Source organism: Sinorhizobium sp. 7-81, assembly GCF_030124405.1.
Classification (GTDB): domain Bacteria; phylum Pseudomonadota; class Alphaproteobacteria; order Rhizobiales; family Rhizobiaceae; genus Sinorhizobium; species Sinorhizobium psoraleae.
On record NZ_JASKLT010000005.1, the window covers coordinates 132,699 to 149,594 of the forward strand.

The 16,896-nt window shown below is 63.9% G+C and carries 14 protein-coding genes; 12 read left to right on the forward strand and 2 right to left on the reverse strand.

What is annotated here, in order from left to right; translation table 11 throughout:
• The first annotated feature begins 1 nt into the window (after window position 1).
• Genes QN224_RS18545 through QN224_RS18555 form a run of 3 tightly spaced genes read left to right on the forward strand, consistent with a single transcriptional unit; the run spans window position 2 to window position 3,895 of the window.
• Window positions 2-1,615: an acyl CoA:acetate/3-ketoacid CoA transferase gene (locus QN224_RS18545; RefSeq protein ID WP_283977880.1), complete on the forward strand. Its 1,614-nt coding sequence runs from the start codon at window positions 2-4 to the stop codon at window positions 1,613-1,615.
• On the forward strand, window positions 1,608-2,387 hold the full coding sequence (locus tag QN224_RS18550) for an enoyl-CoA hydratase/isomerase family protein (RefSeq protein WP_173508649.1): 780 nt from the start codon (window positions 1,608-1,610) through the stop codon (window positions 2,385-2,387). Before QN224_RS18545 ends, QN224_RS18550 begins: the two co-directional genes overlap by 8 nt.
• The gene (locus tag QN224_RS18555; protein ID WP_283977881.1) at window positions 2,387-3,895 is read left to right on the forward strand and encodes an aldehyde dehydrogenase family protein; all 1,509 of its coding nucleotides are present in this window, start codon (window positions 2,387-2,389) and stop codon (window positions 3,893-3,895) included. Before QN224_RS18550 ends, QN224_RS18555 begins: the two co-directional genes overlap by 1 nt.
• A 106-nt stretch (window positions 3,896-4,001) precedes the next feature.
• Here QN224_RS18555 and QN224_RS18560 read toward each other — a convergent pair whose 3' ends face one another.
• Window positions 4,002-5,072 (reverse strand): LacI family transcriptional regulator, encoded by a 1,071-nt coding sequence (locus QN224_RS18560; RefSeq protein WP_283977882.1) that lies wholly within the window; start codon window positions 5,070-5,072, stop codon window positions 4,002-4,004.
• 343 nt (window positions 5,073-5,415) lie between these two features.
• On the opposite strand from QN224_RS18560, the gene QN224_RS18565 reads away from it, so the two are divergent.
• The 9 genes from QN224_RS18565 to QN224_RS18605 all read left to right on the forward strand — a co-directional run bounded on the left by QN224_RS18565 (window position 5,416) and on the right by QN224_RS18605 (window position 15,412).
• Window positions 5,416-6,648: an ABC transporter substrate-binding protein gene (locus QN224_RS18565; protein ID WP_246299513.1), complete on the forward strand. Its 1,233-nt coding sequence runs from the start codon at window positions 5,416-5,418 to the stop codon at window positions 6,646-6,648.
• Window positions 6,649-6,860: 212 nt separating this feature from the next.
• Window positions 6,861-7,742: a carbohydrate ABC transporter permease gene (locus QN224_RS18570; protein ID WP_173508653.1), complete on the forward strand. Its 882-nt coding sequence runs from the start codon at window positions 6,861-6,863 to the stop codon at window positions 7,740-7,742.
• A complete protein-coding gene (locus tag QN224_RS18575; protein WP_269280203.1) occupies window positions 7,739-8,620 on the forward strand; it encodes a carbohydrate ABC transporter permease in 882 nt (293 codons plus the stop codon). Before QN224_RS18570 ends, QN224_RS18575 begins: the two co-directional genes overlap by 4 nt.
• A gap of 4 nt (window positions 8,621-8,624) precedes the next feature.
• Complete coding sequence (locus QN224_RS18580; protein ID WP_173508655.1) at window positions 8,625-9,737, forward strand: ABC transporter ATP-binding protein; 1,113 nt, start codon at window positions 8,625-8,627, stop codon at window positions 9,735-9,737.
• A gap of 8 nt (window positions 9,738-9,745) precedes the next feature.
• Entirely contained in the window at window positions 9,746-11,254 is a 1,509-nt protein-coding gene (locus QN224_RS18585) for a GMC family oxidoreductase (RefSeq protein ID WP_283978047.1), read from the forward strand.
• Entirely contained in the window at window positions 11,251-12,024 is a 774-nt protein-coding gene (locus QN224_RS18590; RefSeq protein ID WP_283977883.1) for a 3-ketoacyl-ACP reductase, read from the forward strand. The genes QN224_RS18585 and QN224_RS18590 overlap by 4 nt, the downstream gene beginning before the upstream one ends.
• 87 nt (window positions 12,025-12,111) lie before the next feature.
• Window positions 12,112-13,767 carry a GMC family oxidoreductase gene (locus QN224_RS18595; RefSeq protein ID WP_283977884.1) on the forward strand — a complete coding sequence of 552 codons (1,656 nt, stop codon included), beginning with the start codon at window positions 12,112-12,114 and terminating at the stop codon, window positions 13,765-13,767.
• A gap of 51 nt (window positions 13,768-13,818) precedes the next feature.
• Complete coding sequence (locus QN224_RS18600; RefSeq protein WP_283977885.1) at window positions 13,819-14,136, forward strand: Dabb family protein; 318 nt, start codon at window positions 13,819-13,821, stop codon at window positions 14,134-14,136.
• Window positions 14,137-14,140: 4 nt separating this feature from the next.
• Window positions 14,141-15,412 (forward strand): glycerate kinase, encoded by a 1,272-nt coding sequence (locus QN224_RS18605; RefSeq protein ID WP_283977886.1) that lies wholly within the window; start codon window positions 14,141-14,143, stop codon window positions 15,410-15,412.
• 78 nt (window positions 15,413-15,490) lie between these two features.
• On the opposite strand, the gene QN224_RS18610 is transcribed toward QN224_RS18605, so the two are convergent.
• The gene (locus QN224_RS18610) at window positions 15,491-16,828 is read right to left on the reverse strand and encodes an aspartate aminotransferase family protein (protein WP_283977887.1); all 1,338 of its coding nucleotides are present in this window, start codon (window positions 16,826-16,828) and stop codon (window positions 15,491-15,493) included.
• Window positions 16,829-16,896 lie beyond the last annotated feature (68 nt).

Here is a 16,896-nt window from a genome sequence, read left to right on the forward strand (position 1 = left end):
CATGAGCAAGCACATTTCACCGGCGGAAGCGGCGGCCCTGATACCTGACGGCGCGGTCGTTTCCGTCTCCTCCTCCAGCGGCCTCGGCTGCCCGGACCTGATGCTGAAGGCTATCGGCGAGCGCTTCGACGCGACCGGCCATCCGCGCGACCTGACGACCCTGCATCCGATCGCGGCCGGTGACATGAGCGGGATCAAGGGTGTCGACTACATCGCCAGGAAGGGCCTCCTGAAGAAGATCATCGGAGGGTCCTATCCCTCCGGTCCGTCCAGCGCCGAACCGCCGCTGATCTGGCAGATGATCGGTGCCGACGAAGTGGCGGCGTACAACATTCCTTCCGGCATTCTCTTCGACATGCATCGCGAGGCGGCGGCGAAACGCCCGGGCGTCATGACCAAGGTCGGGCTCGATACCTTCGTCGACCCGTCACGCGAAGGCTGTGCCATGAACGCGTCCGCCGCAGCCGAGCCTGTCGTGAAGAAGGTCACCTTCGAGGGCGAGGACTGGCTCTATTTCAAGGCGATCACGCCTCAGGTGGCGATCATCCGGGCAACGACGGCGGACGAGCGCGGCAATCTCACTTATGAGCATGAGGGCGCCTATCTCGGCGGGCTGGACCAAGCGCTTGCCGCACGCAACAACGGCGGAATCGTGATTGCCCAGGTCAAGCGCATCACCAAGGAAGGGTCGCTGAGACCGCATGACGTCCGCGTGCCAGGCGTGCTGGTCGACTATGTGGTCGTCGATCCGGACCAGAAGCAGACGACCCAGACGCTTTACGATCCCGCCATCTCCGGCGAGATCTTCCGCCCGCTCGACAGCTTCCGCGTTCCCGAATTCAGCATCCAGAAGGTGATTGCCCGCCGCGTCGCGCAGGAGCTCGAAGCGGGCAGTGCGGTCAATCTCGGTTTCGGAATTTCCGCCAACGTGCCGCGGATCCTGCTGGAGGAAGGTCTGCACGGCGCGGTCACCTGGGTGATCGAGCAGGGGGCGGTTGGCGGCGTGCCGCTCCTCGATTTCGCCTTCGGCTGCGCGTCGAATGCCGACGCCTTCATGCCGTCGCCCTACCAGTTCACCTATTTCCAGGGCGCGGGCTTCGATGCCTCGCTGCTTTCGTTCCTGGAAATCGACCGCACCGGATCGGTCAACGTGTCGAAGCTCAGCTTCCGCCCGCATGTGACGGCGGGTGCGGGCGGCTTCGTCGACATCACCGCGCGGGCGAAAAAGATCGTCTTCTCGGGCATGTTCAATGCCGGCGCAAAACTCGCGGTCGCCGACGGCAGGCTTGTCATAGAGAGGGAAGGCAAGCTGAAAAAGCTTGTCGATCAGGTCGAGCACGTGACTTTCTCCGGCCGCCGCGCGGTCGAGCAGGGGCAGGACGTCACCTATGTGACTGAGCGTTGCGTGATGAAGCTGACGCCCGACGGCATCGTGCTCACCGAAATCGCGCCCGGCGCGGACCTGCAGGAACATATCCTCGACCAGTCGGAATTTCCGTTGATCGTGTCCGACCAGCTGAAGCAGATGGATAGCGCGCTGTTCAACGAGGCGCCGCTCGGTCTGACTTTGCCGGCGAAGGCCGCGCGGAGCATCGCGGGAGGCACCCATGGCTGACGAACGCATGCGGGTCGAGGTCGAGGACGCCGTCGCGATCATGACCGTGTCCAGGCCTGAAAAGCTCAACGCCTTCGACATCGATATGCTGAAGGCCCTCGCTGCCGCCTGCGACACGGTCGAGGCGAACCGCGATGTGCGCGTCGCGATCCTGACCGGCGAGGGCAAGGCCTTCTCTGCTGGCGGCGACATCAAGGCCTGGGGCGGCATGGACGCGGCCGAATTCGGTCACGACTGGGTGCGCTTCGGCCATCGTGTCTTCGAACGGCTGGCGACGCTCCGCATGCCGGTGATCGCAGCCTTGAACGGCCACGCGCTCGGCGGTGGGCTGGAACTGGCGGCGGCGGCCGACATCCGCATCGCCGAAAAGCAGGTAAAGATCGGACTTCCCGAAACGAGCCTCGGCATGGTGCCCGGCTGGTCGGGCACACAACGGCTCGTCTCCCGCTTCGGTGCGCAGATCGTGCGGCGCATGGTGCTCGGCGGCGAGATGTTCTCGGCGGAAGGGGCGAAGGCCGAAGGGCTGGTCGATGCCGTCGTCGAGACGGGCACGGTCATGCAGGCTGCGCGGGACTATGCCGCCCGCATCGCAAGCCGCGGGCCCGCGGCGCTGGAAATATCGAAACTGATGATCGCCTCGGCGAACGGCGAGGACAAGGGCGCGGCAGTCGAGGCGCTGGGCTCGATCCTTGTCGCCAAGACCGGCGATCTCAAGGAGGGCGTCGCGGCCTTCAGCGAAAAGCGCGAAGCGCGCTTCAAGGGAGAATGGTGATGACGGTTCTGGTGAAACCCAAGGCGCTCGGCGATTACAAGGTTCGCGAATTCCGGATGCTGATCGACGGCAAGTGGGTCGATGGCGCCGAAGGCCGCACGATCGAGCGGGTGGCGCCCGGCCATGGCGTGACCGTCAGCCGTTACCAGGCGGCGACGAAGGTCGATGCCGAACGCGCGATCGCGGCGGCAAGACGTGCGTTCGACGACGGTCGCTGGCCGCGCATGACGGCGTCCGAACGCTCCTTGATTCTGTTGCGCGCCGCCGACATGATCGCCGCGCGCACCGATGAACTCGCCTTTCTCGATGCGATCGAATCGGGCAAGCCGATCAGCCAGGCCAAAGGCGAATTGGCAGGGGCGGCCGACATCTGGCGTTATGCCGCTGCACTCGCCCGCGATCTCTCCGGCGAAAGCTACAATACGCTCGGCGACGGTACGCTCGGGGTCGTGCTCCGCGAAGCGATCGGCGTGGTTTCGATCATCACGCCCTGGAATTTCCCCTTCCTGATCGTCAGCCAAAAGCTGCCCTTCGCACTTGCCGCCGGCTGCACGACGGTGGTGAAACCGTCGGAACTGACGTCCGGCTCGACCCTCGTTCTCGGCGAAATTCTCGAGGCGGCTGGTGTGCCGGCCGGCGTCGTCAACATCATCGTCGGCACGGGGCCGGAGGCCGGCGCACCGCTCACGAGCCACCCGGATGTCGACATGGTTTCCTTCACCGGCTCGACCGGTGTCGGCCGGCTTACCATGGCGAACGCCGCGCAAACGCTTAAGAAGGTTTCGCTCGAACTCGGCGGCAAGAACCCGCAGATCGTCTTCCCGGACGCCAACCTCGACGAGTTCATCGATGCCGCCGTCTTCGGTGCCTATTTCAATGCCGGCGAATGCTGCAATGCCGGCTCGCGGCTGATTCTCCACCGCGACATCGCCGACGAGGTTACGGCGCGCATCGCCAGCCTCTCGGCCAAGGTGAAGGTCGGCGATCCACTCGACCCTGAAACGCAGGTTGGTGCAATCATCACGCCCCAGCATCTCGAAAAGATCGCCGGCTATGTTTCTTCGGCCTCGAGTGATGGCGCGACCGTTGCCCATGGCGGTGCGGCGCTCGATCTCGGCATGGGGCAGTTCATGGCGCCGACCATCCTCTCGGCCGTCCGGCCGGAAATGGCGGTGGCCCGGGAAGAGGTGTTCGGTCCGGTCCTCTCCGTCCTCACCTTCGAGACGACCGAGGAGGCGATCCGTATCGCCAACTCCATCGACTACGGGCTCTCGGCCGGCGTCTGGAGTCGCGATTTCGACACGTGTCTCACGATCGGACGGCGCGTGCGCGCCGGAACGATCTGGATGAACACGTTCATGGACGGCGCGTCCGAACTGCCCTTCGGCGGCTACCGGCAATCCGGTCTCGGCCGCGAGCTCGGGCGCCATGCAGTGGAGGACTATACCGAGACCAAGACGCTCAACATGCATATCGGCCAGCGCACCAGCTGGTGGATGCCGCGCTGAGATCGGATCCGGAGGAGGCTGAAAAGTGCAGACGCCGACGGCAAGCGAGGAAAAGATCGGGAGGCGCTATCCGCACCCCCGTGCGCGCCGGCCTGTCGCCTCGGCTTCAGCTCGCAGCGCCCGCGGCTTGCGTCTCGAAGGGAAGCTCGGGACTCAGCAGCAATTGCAGTTCATTGATGTCCGTGCTGCCGGCGATGCGGCGCAGGAGGATGCGGCCCATATGCTCGCCGGTCGCGGTCAGATCCTCGTAGATCGTGTCGACCCGCGGCTGGATCGCGCCCAGCAACTGCGATGTCTGCTTGGCAACGATGTCGTATTCGAGCCCAAGCGTCAGGCCGCAATCGGTCATGCCGGTGATGGTTGCGAGCGCGCATACCTCGCCGCCGCAGGCGAAACCGTCCGGAGGGTCCTTCTCCAAGTAACGCTGACGGATGCGGTCCCGGATCGCGCCCGCCGGGCTGTCCAGATCGATGTCGGAAAGGATTTCATAGGCGCAGCCGGCCTCGCGCACGGCGGTCATGAAGCCGTGCTGGATGTGGCCGGCGAAGGTGTAGCCCGCAGGCCCGCTGATCAGCGCCAGCCTGCGCCGTCCCTTTGCGATCAGCCGGCGCGTCGCTTCGTAGGCGAAAGTGAAGTTGTCATAGTCGACGAAGGCATGCGCCGTCGCGAGTTCGGTGCGGCCATGCGTGACGAAAGGGAAGCCGTTTTCGGAGAGCAGCATGACCCGCGGATCGAGCGGTTCGGTGCGCGAGAAGATCAGGCCGTCCGCCATGCTGTTGCGGATGATATAGTTGATCGCATCGATATTCGCCGCGTTCAGGAAATTCGGCATGACGATCAGGTGGTACGACGTGCCTTGGAGCGCCTTGGCGATGCCGGCCATGACGGAGGTTCCGTAACCCAGGATTTCCTCGTGCGGCTCGAGCAGGACGGCGATGACGTTGGTGCGACCGGTCTTCAGGCGCTGGGCGGCGCGGTCCGGCGAATAACCGATGTCGAGCGCCACCTGGCGGACGCGGTTGCGCGTGTCGATCGATATCTGCGGGGCGTTGGCCAGCGCCCGCGACACGGTGGTGACGGCAAGACCGGTGATGTCCGCGATGGTGCGCAGCGTCGGCTTGCCGCGGCTGTTTGCCGGACCGTTGCCGGACTTGGCGGGTTTGGAGCGAGCGGCCAATGGTTCTTTCCTGCGAGCGATCAAGAGCGGTTTTGTAACGTGACGCGAACCGTTAGGCAATCGTATGATGAAAACGTTTTAAATGGACGAACGGAGCCGATTTTATTGCGCTGCACCATGCCCGCGATGTCGTATAATCCAGCAAATTCAGGCCGTTTAGGTGACAAGACTGCGGAACGATCCCGAGCGCTTGACTTGGCGGTATTTGTAACGTTTTAAATTGGCCGGGCGGCGCATGCCGCAGGCCCATTGCCGTCCGGTGAAGACGGGCGGCATTCAAAAAAGGCGGGAGGAGATTCCGCTTCGGTAACTTGCAAACGGGAGGATAACGATGCGCAAGTTGATGACGACGACAGCTGTTGCAGCACTGATGTTGGCGGCGACAGCCGCGCGCGCAGCAGAGAACGTGGAAGTGTTGCATTGGTGGACGTCCGGTGGCGAAGCTGCGGCACTCGATGTTCTCAAAAAGGATCTGGAAGGCAAGGGCATCGGCTGGACCGATATGCCGGTCGCCGGCGGCGGCGGCACCGAAGCGATGACCGTGCTTCGCGCCCGCGTCACCTCCGGTAATGCTCCGACGGCGGTGCAGATGCTCGGCTTCGACATTCTTGACTGGGCAAAGGAAGGCGCGCTCGGCAACCTCGACGACATTGCCGCCAAGGAGGGCTGGGACAAGGTGGTTCCGACCGCCCTGCAGCAATTCTCGAAATACGACGGCCACTGGATCGCCGCTCCGGTCAACGTCCATTCGACGAACTGGGTCTGGATCAACAAGGCTGCACTCGACAAGGCCGGCGGCAAGGAGCCGGCGAACTGGGATGAGCTGATCGCGCTGCTCGACAAGTTCAAGGAGCAGGGCATCACGCCGGTCGCCCATGGCGGTCAGCCCTGGCAGGATGCGACGATCTTCGACGCCGTCGTGCTCTCGCTCGGCAACGACTTCTACAAGCAGGCCTTCATCGACCTCGATCCGGCGGCGCTCGGCGGCGACAAGATGAAGGAAGCCTTCGACCGCATGACGAAGCTGCGTTCCTATGTCGACGACAACTTCTCCGGCCGCGACTGGAATCTCGCTTCGGCCATGGTCATCGAAAATAAGGCCGGCCTGCAGTTCATGGGCGACTGGGCAAAGGGCGAGTTCCTGAAGGCGAAGAAGGTGCCAGGCACCGATTTCGTCTGCATGCGCTTCCCGGGAACGCAAGGCTCGGTCACCTTCAACTCCGACCAGTTCGCCATGTTCAAGGTCTCGGAAGACAAGGTTCCGGCACAATTGCAGATGGCCTCTGCCATCGAAAGCCCGACCTTCCAGTCGGCTTTCAACGTCGTCAAGGGATCCGTTCCGGCCCGTACCGACGTTCCGGACACCGACTTCGACGCCTGCGGCAAGAAGGGCATCAAGGATCTCGCGGAAGCCAACGCAAACGGCACGCTCTTCGGCTCCATGGCCCATGGTCACGCCAACCCGGCCTCCGTCAAGAACGCGATCTACGACGTCGTGACCCGCCAATTCAACGGCGAACTCAGCTCGGAAGACGCGGTGAAGGAACTTGCCGCGGCGGTCGAGGCCGCGAAGTAAGCGGGACCGAGGGATTGCCCCTCATCCGCCTGCCGGCACCTTCTCCCCGCTCGCGGGGAGAAGGGACGAGGGCGGTCCGCTCCGGCGTTCCCTTTTCCCCTTGTTGGGGCGAGCTGGTGCACCTGCGTCCCTCTCCGCGCAAATGGGGAGGGTTAGGGTGAGGAGCAGACGCGCGGAACGAACGAAACGATACGTCAACGGTGGTAACGATCATGGATAGCCGCACCCGGCTGCAGGAGCTTTTGCCCAAGCTCGTGCTCGCCCCCAGCTTTCTCATAGTCCTGGTGTTCGTCTACGGCTTCATTGCCTATACCGGCTTCCTCTCGATGACGGACAGCAAGATGCTGCCGTCCTACAATTTCGTCGGTCTGCTGAATTACAGCCGGCTCTGGGCTCTGCCGCACTGGTGGCGGGCGGTCAGCAACCTCGCGATCTTCGCGACGCTTTATATCGCCATCTGCTCGGTGCTGGGGCTGGCGCTCGCCATCCTGCTCGACCAGAAGATCAGGGCCGAGGGGTTCCTTCGACCGATCTATCTCTACCCGATGGCGCTTTCCTTCATCGTCACCGGAACGGCGTGGAAGTGGTTCCTCGATCCCGGCATCGGGCTTGAGAACACCATGCATCTCTGGGGCTGGGAAAGCTTCTCCTTCAACTGGATCAAGGACCGCAACTTCGCGATCTACTGCGTCGTCATTGCCGCCGTCTGGCAATCGACCGGTTTCATCATGGCGATGTTCCTGGCTGGCCTGCGCGGCGTCGACAATGAAATCATCAAGGCCGCCCAGATCGACGGGGCGAAGACGTCCACCATCTATCGTCGGATCATCATTCCACTGATGCGGCCCGTCTTCCTCTCGGCCTTCGTCGTCCTCGCCCACCTTGCGATCAAAGCTTATGACCTGATCATCGCCTTGACCGGCGGCGGGCCGGGCCAGGCGACCGAACTGCCCGCGACGTTCATGTATTCCTACACCTTCACCCGCAACCAGATGGGTATCGGCGCATCCTCGGCGATCATCATGCTGGTGATGATCTTCTCGATCATCATTCCCTACCTCTATTCCGAAATCCGGGGAGGAAAACGCCAATGAGAGCCCCCAGTCCAGACAATGTCATCTCGCACAACCGCCTGGCGCGGGCACTGATCTACACGGCGCTGATCCTCTTTGCGCTCTATTCGCTGCTGCCGCTCTATGTGATGGTGGTGAATTCGCTGAAGCCGCTCGACGAAATCCGCCAGGGCGGCATGCTGAACCTGCCTGAGACCTGGACGGTCGAGCCCTGGCTTTCGGCCTGGTCAACGGCGCAGATCGGCGTTCAGCCGACCGGCCTTCGTCCCTTCTTCATCAATTCGATCCTGATGGTCGTCCCGGCGGTCGCCATCTCGACGATCATTGGCGCGCTCAACGGCTACGTGCTGACCAAGTGGCGTTTTCCGGGAGCAAACATCTTCTTCGGGATGCTGCTGCTCTCCTGCTTCATCCCGTTCCAGATCGTGCTGATCCCGATGGCGCGCATTCTCGGCGTGCTAGGCATTGCCGGATCGATCTGGGGGCTGATCCTCGTGCATGTGGTTTACGGCATCGGCTTCACGACGCTTTATTTCCGCAACTACTACGAGGCATTTCCGACCGAACTGGTGCGCGCGGCGCAGATCGACGGCGCGAGCTTCTTCCAGATCTTCCGACGCATCATGCTGCCGTCTTCCGGGCCGATCATTGTCGTATCGGTCATCTGGCAGTTCACCAATATCTGGAACGACTTCTTGTTCGGTGCCTCGTTCTCGGGACCATTTTCGACGCCGATGACGGTCGCGCTCAACAACCTGGTTTCGTCGTCCACGGGGGTCAAGGAATACAACGTTCACTTCGCGGGCGCGATCCTCGCCGCCCTGCCAACGCTCATCGTCTACATCGTGTCCGGCCGCTACTTCGTCCGCGGGCTGATGTCCGGCGCCGTGAAAGGATAAGCTCATGTCTTTCTTGAAAATCAGCAACCTGCGCAAGTCCTACGGCTCTCTTGAAATCCTCAAGGACATCAACCTGGAGATCGAGAAGGGCGGGTTCCTCGTCCTCGTCGGTCCGTCAGGCTGCGGCAAGTCGACCCTCCTGAACACGATCGCGGGCCTGGAACCGATCACCTCGGGGGACATCGCGATCAACGGCCGGTCGGTCTCGGGGCTTCACCCGTCGAAGCGCGATATCGCCATGGTGTTCCAGTCCTACGCGCTCTACCCGAACATGACGGTCGCCGGAAACATCGCCTTCGGCATGGAAATCCGCGGCGTGCCGAAGGAGGAGCGCGAGAAGGCGATCAAGCAGGTTGCCGACATGCTGCAGATCGGTCATCTGCTCGACCGCAAGCCGAGCCAGCTTTCCGGTGGCCAGCGCCAGCGCGTCGCCATGGGCCGCGCGCTCGTGCGCAATCCGCAGGTTTTCCTCTTCGATGAGCCGCTGTCGAACCTCGACGCGAAGCTCCGCGTCGACATGCGCACCGAGATCAAGCGCCTGCATCACCGGATGAAGACGACGATCGTCTACGTGACGCACGATCAGATCGAGGCGATGACGCTCGCCACCAAGATCGCCGTCTTGAGGGATGGGGTGCTGCAGCAGTTCGGCTCGCCGGCCGAGATCTACAACAACCCGGCCAACATGTTCGTCGCCGACTTCATGGGATCGCCGGCGATGAACCTGCTGACCGCCCGCATCGAAAAGACTGGCGCCGATGTTGCAGTCACGCTGGCGCGGCCGAACGCCGAACCATTGAAGCTTGCCGTGCCGCATAACGGCGCGCTATCCGCCTATGCCGGCAAGGATGTCGTGTTCGGCATCCGGCCGGAGGCGCTGACGGACCCCGACGGTGCCGACCGCAACGCGAAATATGTCGCGGAAGGCGAGTGCCTGATCGAGGTGGTCGAGCCGGCCGGCTCCGACACCTTTGCGGTTACGCGTCTCGGTGGCAAGGAAATCGTCGCCCGACTGCGCGCCGACGCGCGCATCGCACCCGGTCAAACGTCGCGGCTCGCCTTCAACCTCGACAAGGCGGTGTTCTTCGATCCGCAAAGCCAGATGCGGATCGCATGAGCATGGCGATGCGGACTGAGCCGGATATCGTCATCATCGGATCGGGGATCGGTGGAGCGACCGTGGCGGCGGGTCTCGCGCCGTCGGGCGCCGAGATCCTGATCCTCGAAGCAGGCGGTCACATCGAGGATCGCCCGGAAAACCGTGACCAGCGGGCGATCTTCCAGCGCGGCCATTTCCGGCCGAAGGAAACCTGGTACGAGGCGGGCGGCGTCGGCTTCAATCCCGGCAATTACTACAATGTCGGCGGCAACTCGAAATTCTACGGCGCGGTGCTGACCCGCTACCGCCGGGAGGACTTCGAGGAGATGCAGCATCTCGACGGCGTTTCGCCCGCTTGGCCGTTTGCTTACGACGAGCTGGAGCCGTGGTATTCCAAGGCAGAGGCGCTCTATCAGGTGCGCGGCAGGCTCGGTGAAGATCCGACCGAGCCGGCGCACTCGCACGATTATCCTCATGGCCCCGTTGCGGACGAACCGGCGATCGCCAGGGTTCGCAAGCGCATGGCGGAGATCGGCCTGCACCCCTATTCGCTGCCGCTCGGCATCGACATCGAGCGCTGGCTCGCCAAGGGCAAGACCCCTTGGGATGCGCATCCGAACAGCTTCGACGGCAAGATGGATGCGGAGACGGCGGCGCTGGCCGCAGCACTCGAATATCCGAACGTCCGGCTGCAGACCGGTTCGCGCGTGACGCGGCTGGCGACGGCCCCGGACGGGAAGGCGATTGCGACCGTTCACTACGTCAAGGAGGGGGCGGAGCACAGCGTTTCGCCGAAGTTTGTCATCCTCTCGGCCGGGGCCGTGCAATCGGCTGTCCTGCTGTTGCGCTCCGCCGATGACCGCAATCCGGCCGGGCTCGCAAACCGATCCGACCAGGTGGGCCGCAATTTCATGAATCACAATTCGAGTGCGGTGATTGCGCTCAGCCCCTGGTACCGCAACGACTCCATCTATCAGAAGACCTTCGGTCTCAACGACTTCTATCTTTCGGATGGGGCAGGGGGGCCGCCGCTCGGCAATATCCAGCTGCTCGGCCGCGTCTCCGGCGCGATCCTGAAGGCGAACATGCCGGCCATGCCGGAATGGCTCCTGAACCAGGTCTCGGCCCGCGGCATCGACTTCTACGCCATGAGCGAGGACCTGCCGTCACCGGATAGCCGGGTCATGGTCGATGGCGACCGCGTGGTACTGAAATGGGTGCGCACCAATTGGCAGGCGCATCTCGATCTCGTCGCTAAGTTGAAGGCGGTGCTGAGAAAGGCCGGCTTCCCGGTCGTTCTCGCGCGGGCCTTCGACAAGCGCACGCCGTCGCATCAGTGCGGCACCGTCAGGATCGGCAAGGATCCGGATGAGGCGCCACTCGACGTCTACTGCCGCGCATTCGATCACCCGAACCTTTTCGTCGTCGATGCCGGCTTCCTGCCGACCTCGGCGGCAGTAAATCCGGCACTGACGGTCGCGGCGCAGGCACTACGCGTCGCGGATCACATTATTAAAGAGGACCTTCGGTCATGACGGAGAAAACACGTCCCGTCGCGATCGTCACCGGTGGCCGACGTGGCATCGGCCTCGGCATCGCGCGGGCGCTCGCGGCAAGCGGCTTCGACATCGCCATCACAGGCATCGGCGATGCCGATGGTGTAGCACCGGTGCTCGCGGAACTCGGAACATACGGCGTGCGGGCGACCTTTCTCCAGGCCGATCTCGCCGATCTCTCCACCCATCAGGCGACCGTGGACGCGGTAATCGACGCGTTCGGCAGGATCGATTGCCTCGTCAACAATGCCGGGATCGCTTCCGTCGTGCGCGGCGATTTCCTCGATCTGAAGCCCGAGAACTTCGACACGATCGTCGGCATCAACCTGCGCGGCACAGTCTTCTTCACCCAAGCGGTGTCGAGGGCGATGCTCGGGACAAAGGCGGCTGGTCCGCGCTCCATCATCAACATCACCTCGGTCTCTGCGGCGATGACATCGCCGGAACGGCTCGACTACTGCATGAGCAAGGCGGGACTTGCCGCCTTCAGCCAGGGCCTGGCGCTGAGATTGGCCGAGACCGGTGTCTCTGTCTTCGAAGTCCGGCCCGGCATCATCCGCTCGGACATGACCGCAACGGTATCGGGCAAATACGATGCCCTGATTGCGGATGGTCTGGTGCCGATGCGGCGATGGGGAGAGCCCGACGACATCGGCAGGATCGTCGCCGGGCTCGCCGGCGGGCAGTTCGGCTTCGCCACGGGCTCGGTCATCCAGGCCGATGGCGGGCTTTCCATCAGCCGTCTTTGAAGGAGTAGGCGGGAGATGCGCATCGGAGTCGTTTTGTGTTTGTAATTTGGAACGATCCAAATCACAAACTCTGGAGGAAAATAGCGAATGACCTACGACTACATCATCACCGGCGCCGGCCCCGCGGGCTGTGTTCTTGCCAACCGCTTGAGTGAGGACCCGACGGTCAAGGTGCTGCTGCTTGAAGCCGGTGGCGGTGACTGGAATCCGCTGTTCCATATGCCGGCCGGCTTCGCCAAGATGACCAAAGGCGTCGCGAGCTGGGGCTGGCAGACGGTGCCGCAGAAGCACATGAAGGGCAGGGTGCTGCGCTACACCCAGGCGAAGGTGATTGGCGGCGGCTCGTCGATCAATGCGCAGCTCTATACGCGCGGCAATGCCGTCGACTATGACCTTTGGGCGCGCGAAGACGGTTGCACCGGCTGGGACTACCGAAGCGTGCTGCCCTATTTCAAGCGGGCCGAAGACAACCAGCGCTTTGCCGACGACTATCACTCCTATGGCGGACCGCTCGGGGTCTCGATGCCCGTCTCGGCGTTGCCGATCTGCGACGCCTATATCCGCGCGGGCCAGGAGCTCGGCATCCCCTACAATCACGATTTCAACGGGAAACAGCAGGCGGGGGTCGGTTTCTATCAACTGACGCAACGAAACCGCCGGCGCTCTTCCGCGTCGCTTGCCTATCTCTCGCCGATCAAGGACCGAAAAAACCTGACGGTGCGCGCCGGTGCGCGCGTCGCCCGCATCGTGCTCGAAGGCAGGCGAGCGGTCGGTGTGGAGGTGGTGACGTCCAGGGGCAGCGAAACGATCCGGGCGGACCGCGAGGTGCTCATCTCTTCGGGCGCGATCGGATCGCCGAAGCTGCTGCTGCAATCGGGTATCGGCCCGGCCGACCACCTGCGCGCGGTCGGCGTCGAGGTTCGCCACGATCTCCCGGGCGTCGGCGGCAATCTTCAGGACCACCTTGATCTCTTCGTCATATCGGAATGCACCGGCGATCACACCTACGACAACGTCGCCAAGCTGCACCGCACGCTCTGGGCGGGCCTGCAATACGTGCTCTTCCGCACCGGCCCCGTCGCCTCGTCGCTGTTCGAGACCGGCGGCTTCTGGTATGCCGACCCGGATGCGCGCTCGCCGGACATCCAGTTCCATCTCGGTCTCGGCTCCGGCATCGAGGCCGGCGTCGCGCGCCTCAAGAATGCAGGGGTCACGCTCAACTCCGCCTATCTGCATCCGCGCTCGCGCGGCACCGTCCGGCTTTCCTCCTCCGATCCGGCCGCCGCTCCGCTCATCGACCCGAACTATTGGGAAGATCCGCACGACCGCAAGATCTCGCTCGAGGGTCTCAGGATCGCCCGCGAAATCATGCAGCAGCCGGCGCTGAAGCCCTTCGTGCTCGCGGAACGTTTGCCGGGTAACGACGTCCGGACCGAAGAGCAGCTCTTCGAATACGGTTGCGCCAACGCCAAGACCGATCACCATCCCGTCGGCACCTGCAAGATGGGTACGGATGCGACGGCGGTGGTCGATCTGGAGCTCAAGGTACGCGGTCTCGACGGTTTGCGGGTCTGCGACAGTTCGGTGATGCCGCGCGTGCCGTCCTGCAACACCAACGGGCCGACGATCATGATGGGTGAGAAGGGGGCGGACATCATCCGCGGCCTGCCGGCGCTGCCGCCCGCGATTTTCCAGCACGAGCGCAACGACACGCGCCCGCGGGCGCGTGCCGAGGTTCGCTAGAGGCGGACGGAAACCGCTACTTTCCTGCAATCGCTCACGTCGGGAGGAAACATGATCCGACACTGTGTCTTCATCCGCTTCCGCCCGGCGGTGACGAATGCCGAGAAGACGGCGCTCTTCGACGAGATTGCCGCGCTGAAAGACTGCCTTCCGGGTCTGCTGGCCGTGCACATCGGCGCGAATGTCAGCCCAGAGCTTGGCATGGACAAGGGTTACGGCGAAGGCTTCATCGTCGATTTCGCCGATGCGGCCGCGCGTGACACCTATCTCGATGATCCGGAACATCGCAAGACCGGTGGAAAAATCGTTGCGGCGGCGGAAGGCGGCGTCCAAGGTGTCTTCGTCTATGATCTAGAGATACCGGACTGATTCCATGGCATCGATCGAGCCGCGCTCCTTCCTGACCTCCCTCTTCGAGGCTGCCGTCGCCGCCGCCGATCCTTATGCCGCGATCCGCGCTCATCTGCCGGAGAGACCGAAGGGGCGCACGATCGTCATCGGCGCCGGCAAGGCCGCAAGCCAGATGGCGGCCGCCTTCGAGCGGCTTTGGGATGGTCCGCTTGATGGTGCCGTCGTCGCCCGCCATGGGCCGGTCGAAAAATGCGAGCGCATCGAGGTCCTGCAATCCGCGCATCCCGTGCCGGACGAGGCCGGGCTTGCGGCATCCTCCGCGCTCCTCAAGCTGGTCGAGGGACTGACGGCGGACGATCTGGTGGTGGCGCTGATTTCCGGCGGCGGCTCGGCGCTTCTGCCGGCGCCACCCGATGGCCTGACGCTCGAGGACGAGATCGCGGTCAACAGGGCACTGCTCGCCTCCGGCGCGCCGATCTCGGCGATGAACGTGGTGCGCAAGCATGTCTCGCGGATCAAGGGAGGGCGGCTTGCCCTTGCTGCCACGCCGGCACGCGTCGTAAGCCTCGTCGTCTCGGATGTTCCGGGCGACAATCCCGCCTTCGTTGCCTCAGGCCCGACGGTACCGGATTGGTCGAGCCTCGAGGACGCGCGGGAGATCGTTGCCCGCTATGGCATGGTCTTGCCAGAGCGCGTGATGGCGCACCTTGCGTCGGATGCCGCACGTGCCCCGAGTCCCGACGGCCCTGGCTTTGCCGACAACGAGGTTCACGTGATCGCCTCGGCGAGCGTTTCATTGGAGGCTGCGGCCGCCCGCGCGCGGGAAGTCGGCATCCAGGCGGCAATCCTCTCGGACGCGATCGAAGGCGAGGCGCGCGACATCGGTCGTATGCATGCGGCGCTCGCCCGCGAGGTGGCGTTGCGAAATCGACCCTTCGCAAAGCCTGTCGTGCTGCTCTCCGGCGGCGAGACGACCGTGACGATTTCCGGCAACAACTACGGCAAGGGCGGGCGCAACAGCGAGTTCCTCTTGTCGCTGGCGCTCGACATCGATGGCGCTACCGGCATTGATGCGCTTGCCGCCGATACCGACGGTATAGACGGCTCGGAAGACAATGCCGGCGCCTTTGCCAACGGAGAGAGTGTCGCCCGCATGCGCGGGGCGGGCGTCGATCCTCGTGCACATCTCGCCCGCCACGACGCCTGGTCGGCCTTCTCGGCCAGCGGCGACCTTTTCGTGCCCGGCCCGACCGGCACGAACGTCAACGATTTCCGTGCGATACTGATACGCTGAAGCGCTGCGGCCGGACGCAATACAACGCCGTGCGTCTTTTCAGACGCACGGCGTTGTAGCATTTTGAGTTGCTGTCGCTTATCTCACCCGCTTCAGCGCGTCGGCGAGAGTCGAGACGATCTCGCCGAAATGCTTCTTTTCGGCGATCAGCGGCGGTGAGAAGGCGATGATGTCGCCGGTGACACGGATCAAAAGGCCCCTCTCGAAACAATCGACGAAGACCTCGTAGGCGCGCGTGCCGGGTGCGCCGTCACGTGATTGCAGTTCGATGCCGGCGATGAGACCGATGGTGCGGATGTCGATGACATGCGGCAGGCCCGTCAGGGAATGCATCGCCTCGTGCCAGTCCTGCTGCAGCTCGGCAGCGCGGGTCATCAGGCCCTCGTCGCGATAGATGTCGAGCGTGGCGATGCCGGCGGCGCAGGCGGCCGGATGGCCGGAATAGGTGTAGCCGTGGAAGAGTTCGATCTGGCCTTCCGGGCCGTGCATCAGCGCGTCGTGCACCTTGCGGCTCGCAAAGACCGCGCCCATCGGGATCGCGCCGTTGGTGAGGCCCTTGGCGGTGGTGACGAGATCCGGAGTGACACCGAAATAATCGGTCGCGAAGGCGGCGCCGAGGCGCCCGAAGCCGGTGATCACTTCGTCGAAGATCAGGAGGATGCCGTGCGTGTCGCAGATCGCGCGCAGCCGCTCCAGATAGCCCTTCGGCGGGATCAGCACGCCGGTCGAGCCGGCAACCGGCTCGACGATGCAGGCGGCGATCGTCTCCGCCCCGTGCAGTGCGACGAGCCTTTCGAGGTCGTCGGCAAGCTCGGCGCCATGTTCTGGCTGGCCCTTCACGAAAGCGTTCTTTGCCGGGTCATGGGTATGGCGCAGATGGTCGGAGCCCGGGAGTTGCGGGAAGACGCGGCGGTTGTTGACGATGCCGCCGACAGAGATGCCGCCGAAGCCGACACCATGATAGCCGCGCTCGCGGCCGATGAGGCGCGTGCGCGTGCCCTGGCCGATCGACCGCTGGTAGGCAAGAGCGATCTTCAACGCGGTGTCGACGGATTCCGAACCCGAGCCGGTGAAGAACACCCGGTCGAGTTTGGCGCCGGCCGGGCCGGGCGCGATCTCGGCCAGCCGCTCGGCGAAGTCGAAGGCGATCGGATGGCCCATCTGGAAGGAAGGAGCAAAATCCATGGTCGAAAGCTGCCGCTCGACCGCGGCGGCGATCTGCCGACGGCCATGGCCGGCATTGACGCACCAGAGGCCGGCGGTGCCGTCCAGGATCGTGCGGCCGTCGACGCTGGTATAGTGCATGCCCTCGGCCGAGGCGAGCAGGCGGGGCGCGGCCTTGAACTGGCGGTTGGCGGTAAACGGCATCCAGTAGCTGTCGAGAACCGGGGCGTTGGGCTTGTTGTGGGCGTCCATGGCATCCTCCTGTGGTGTTCGCGATTGACGCCATGATTTGGATTGCCGAACAAGTCCTTTTCTTCGCT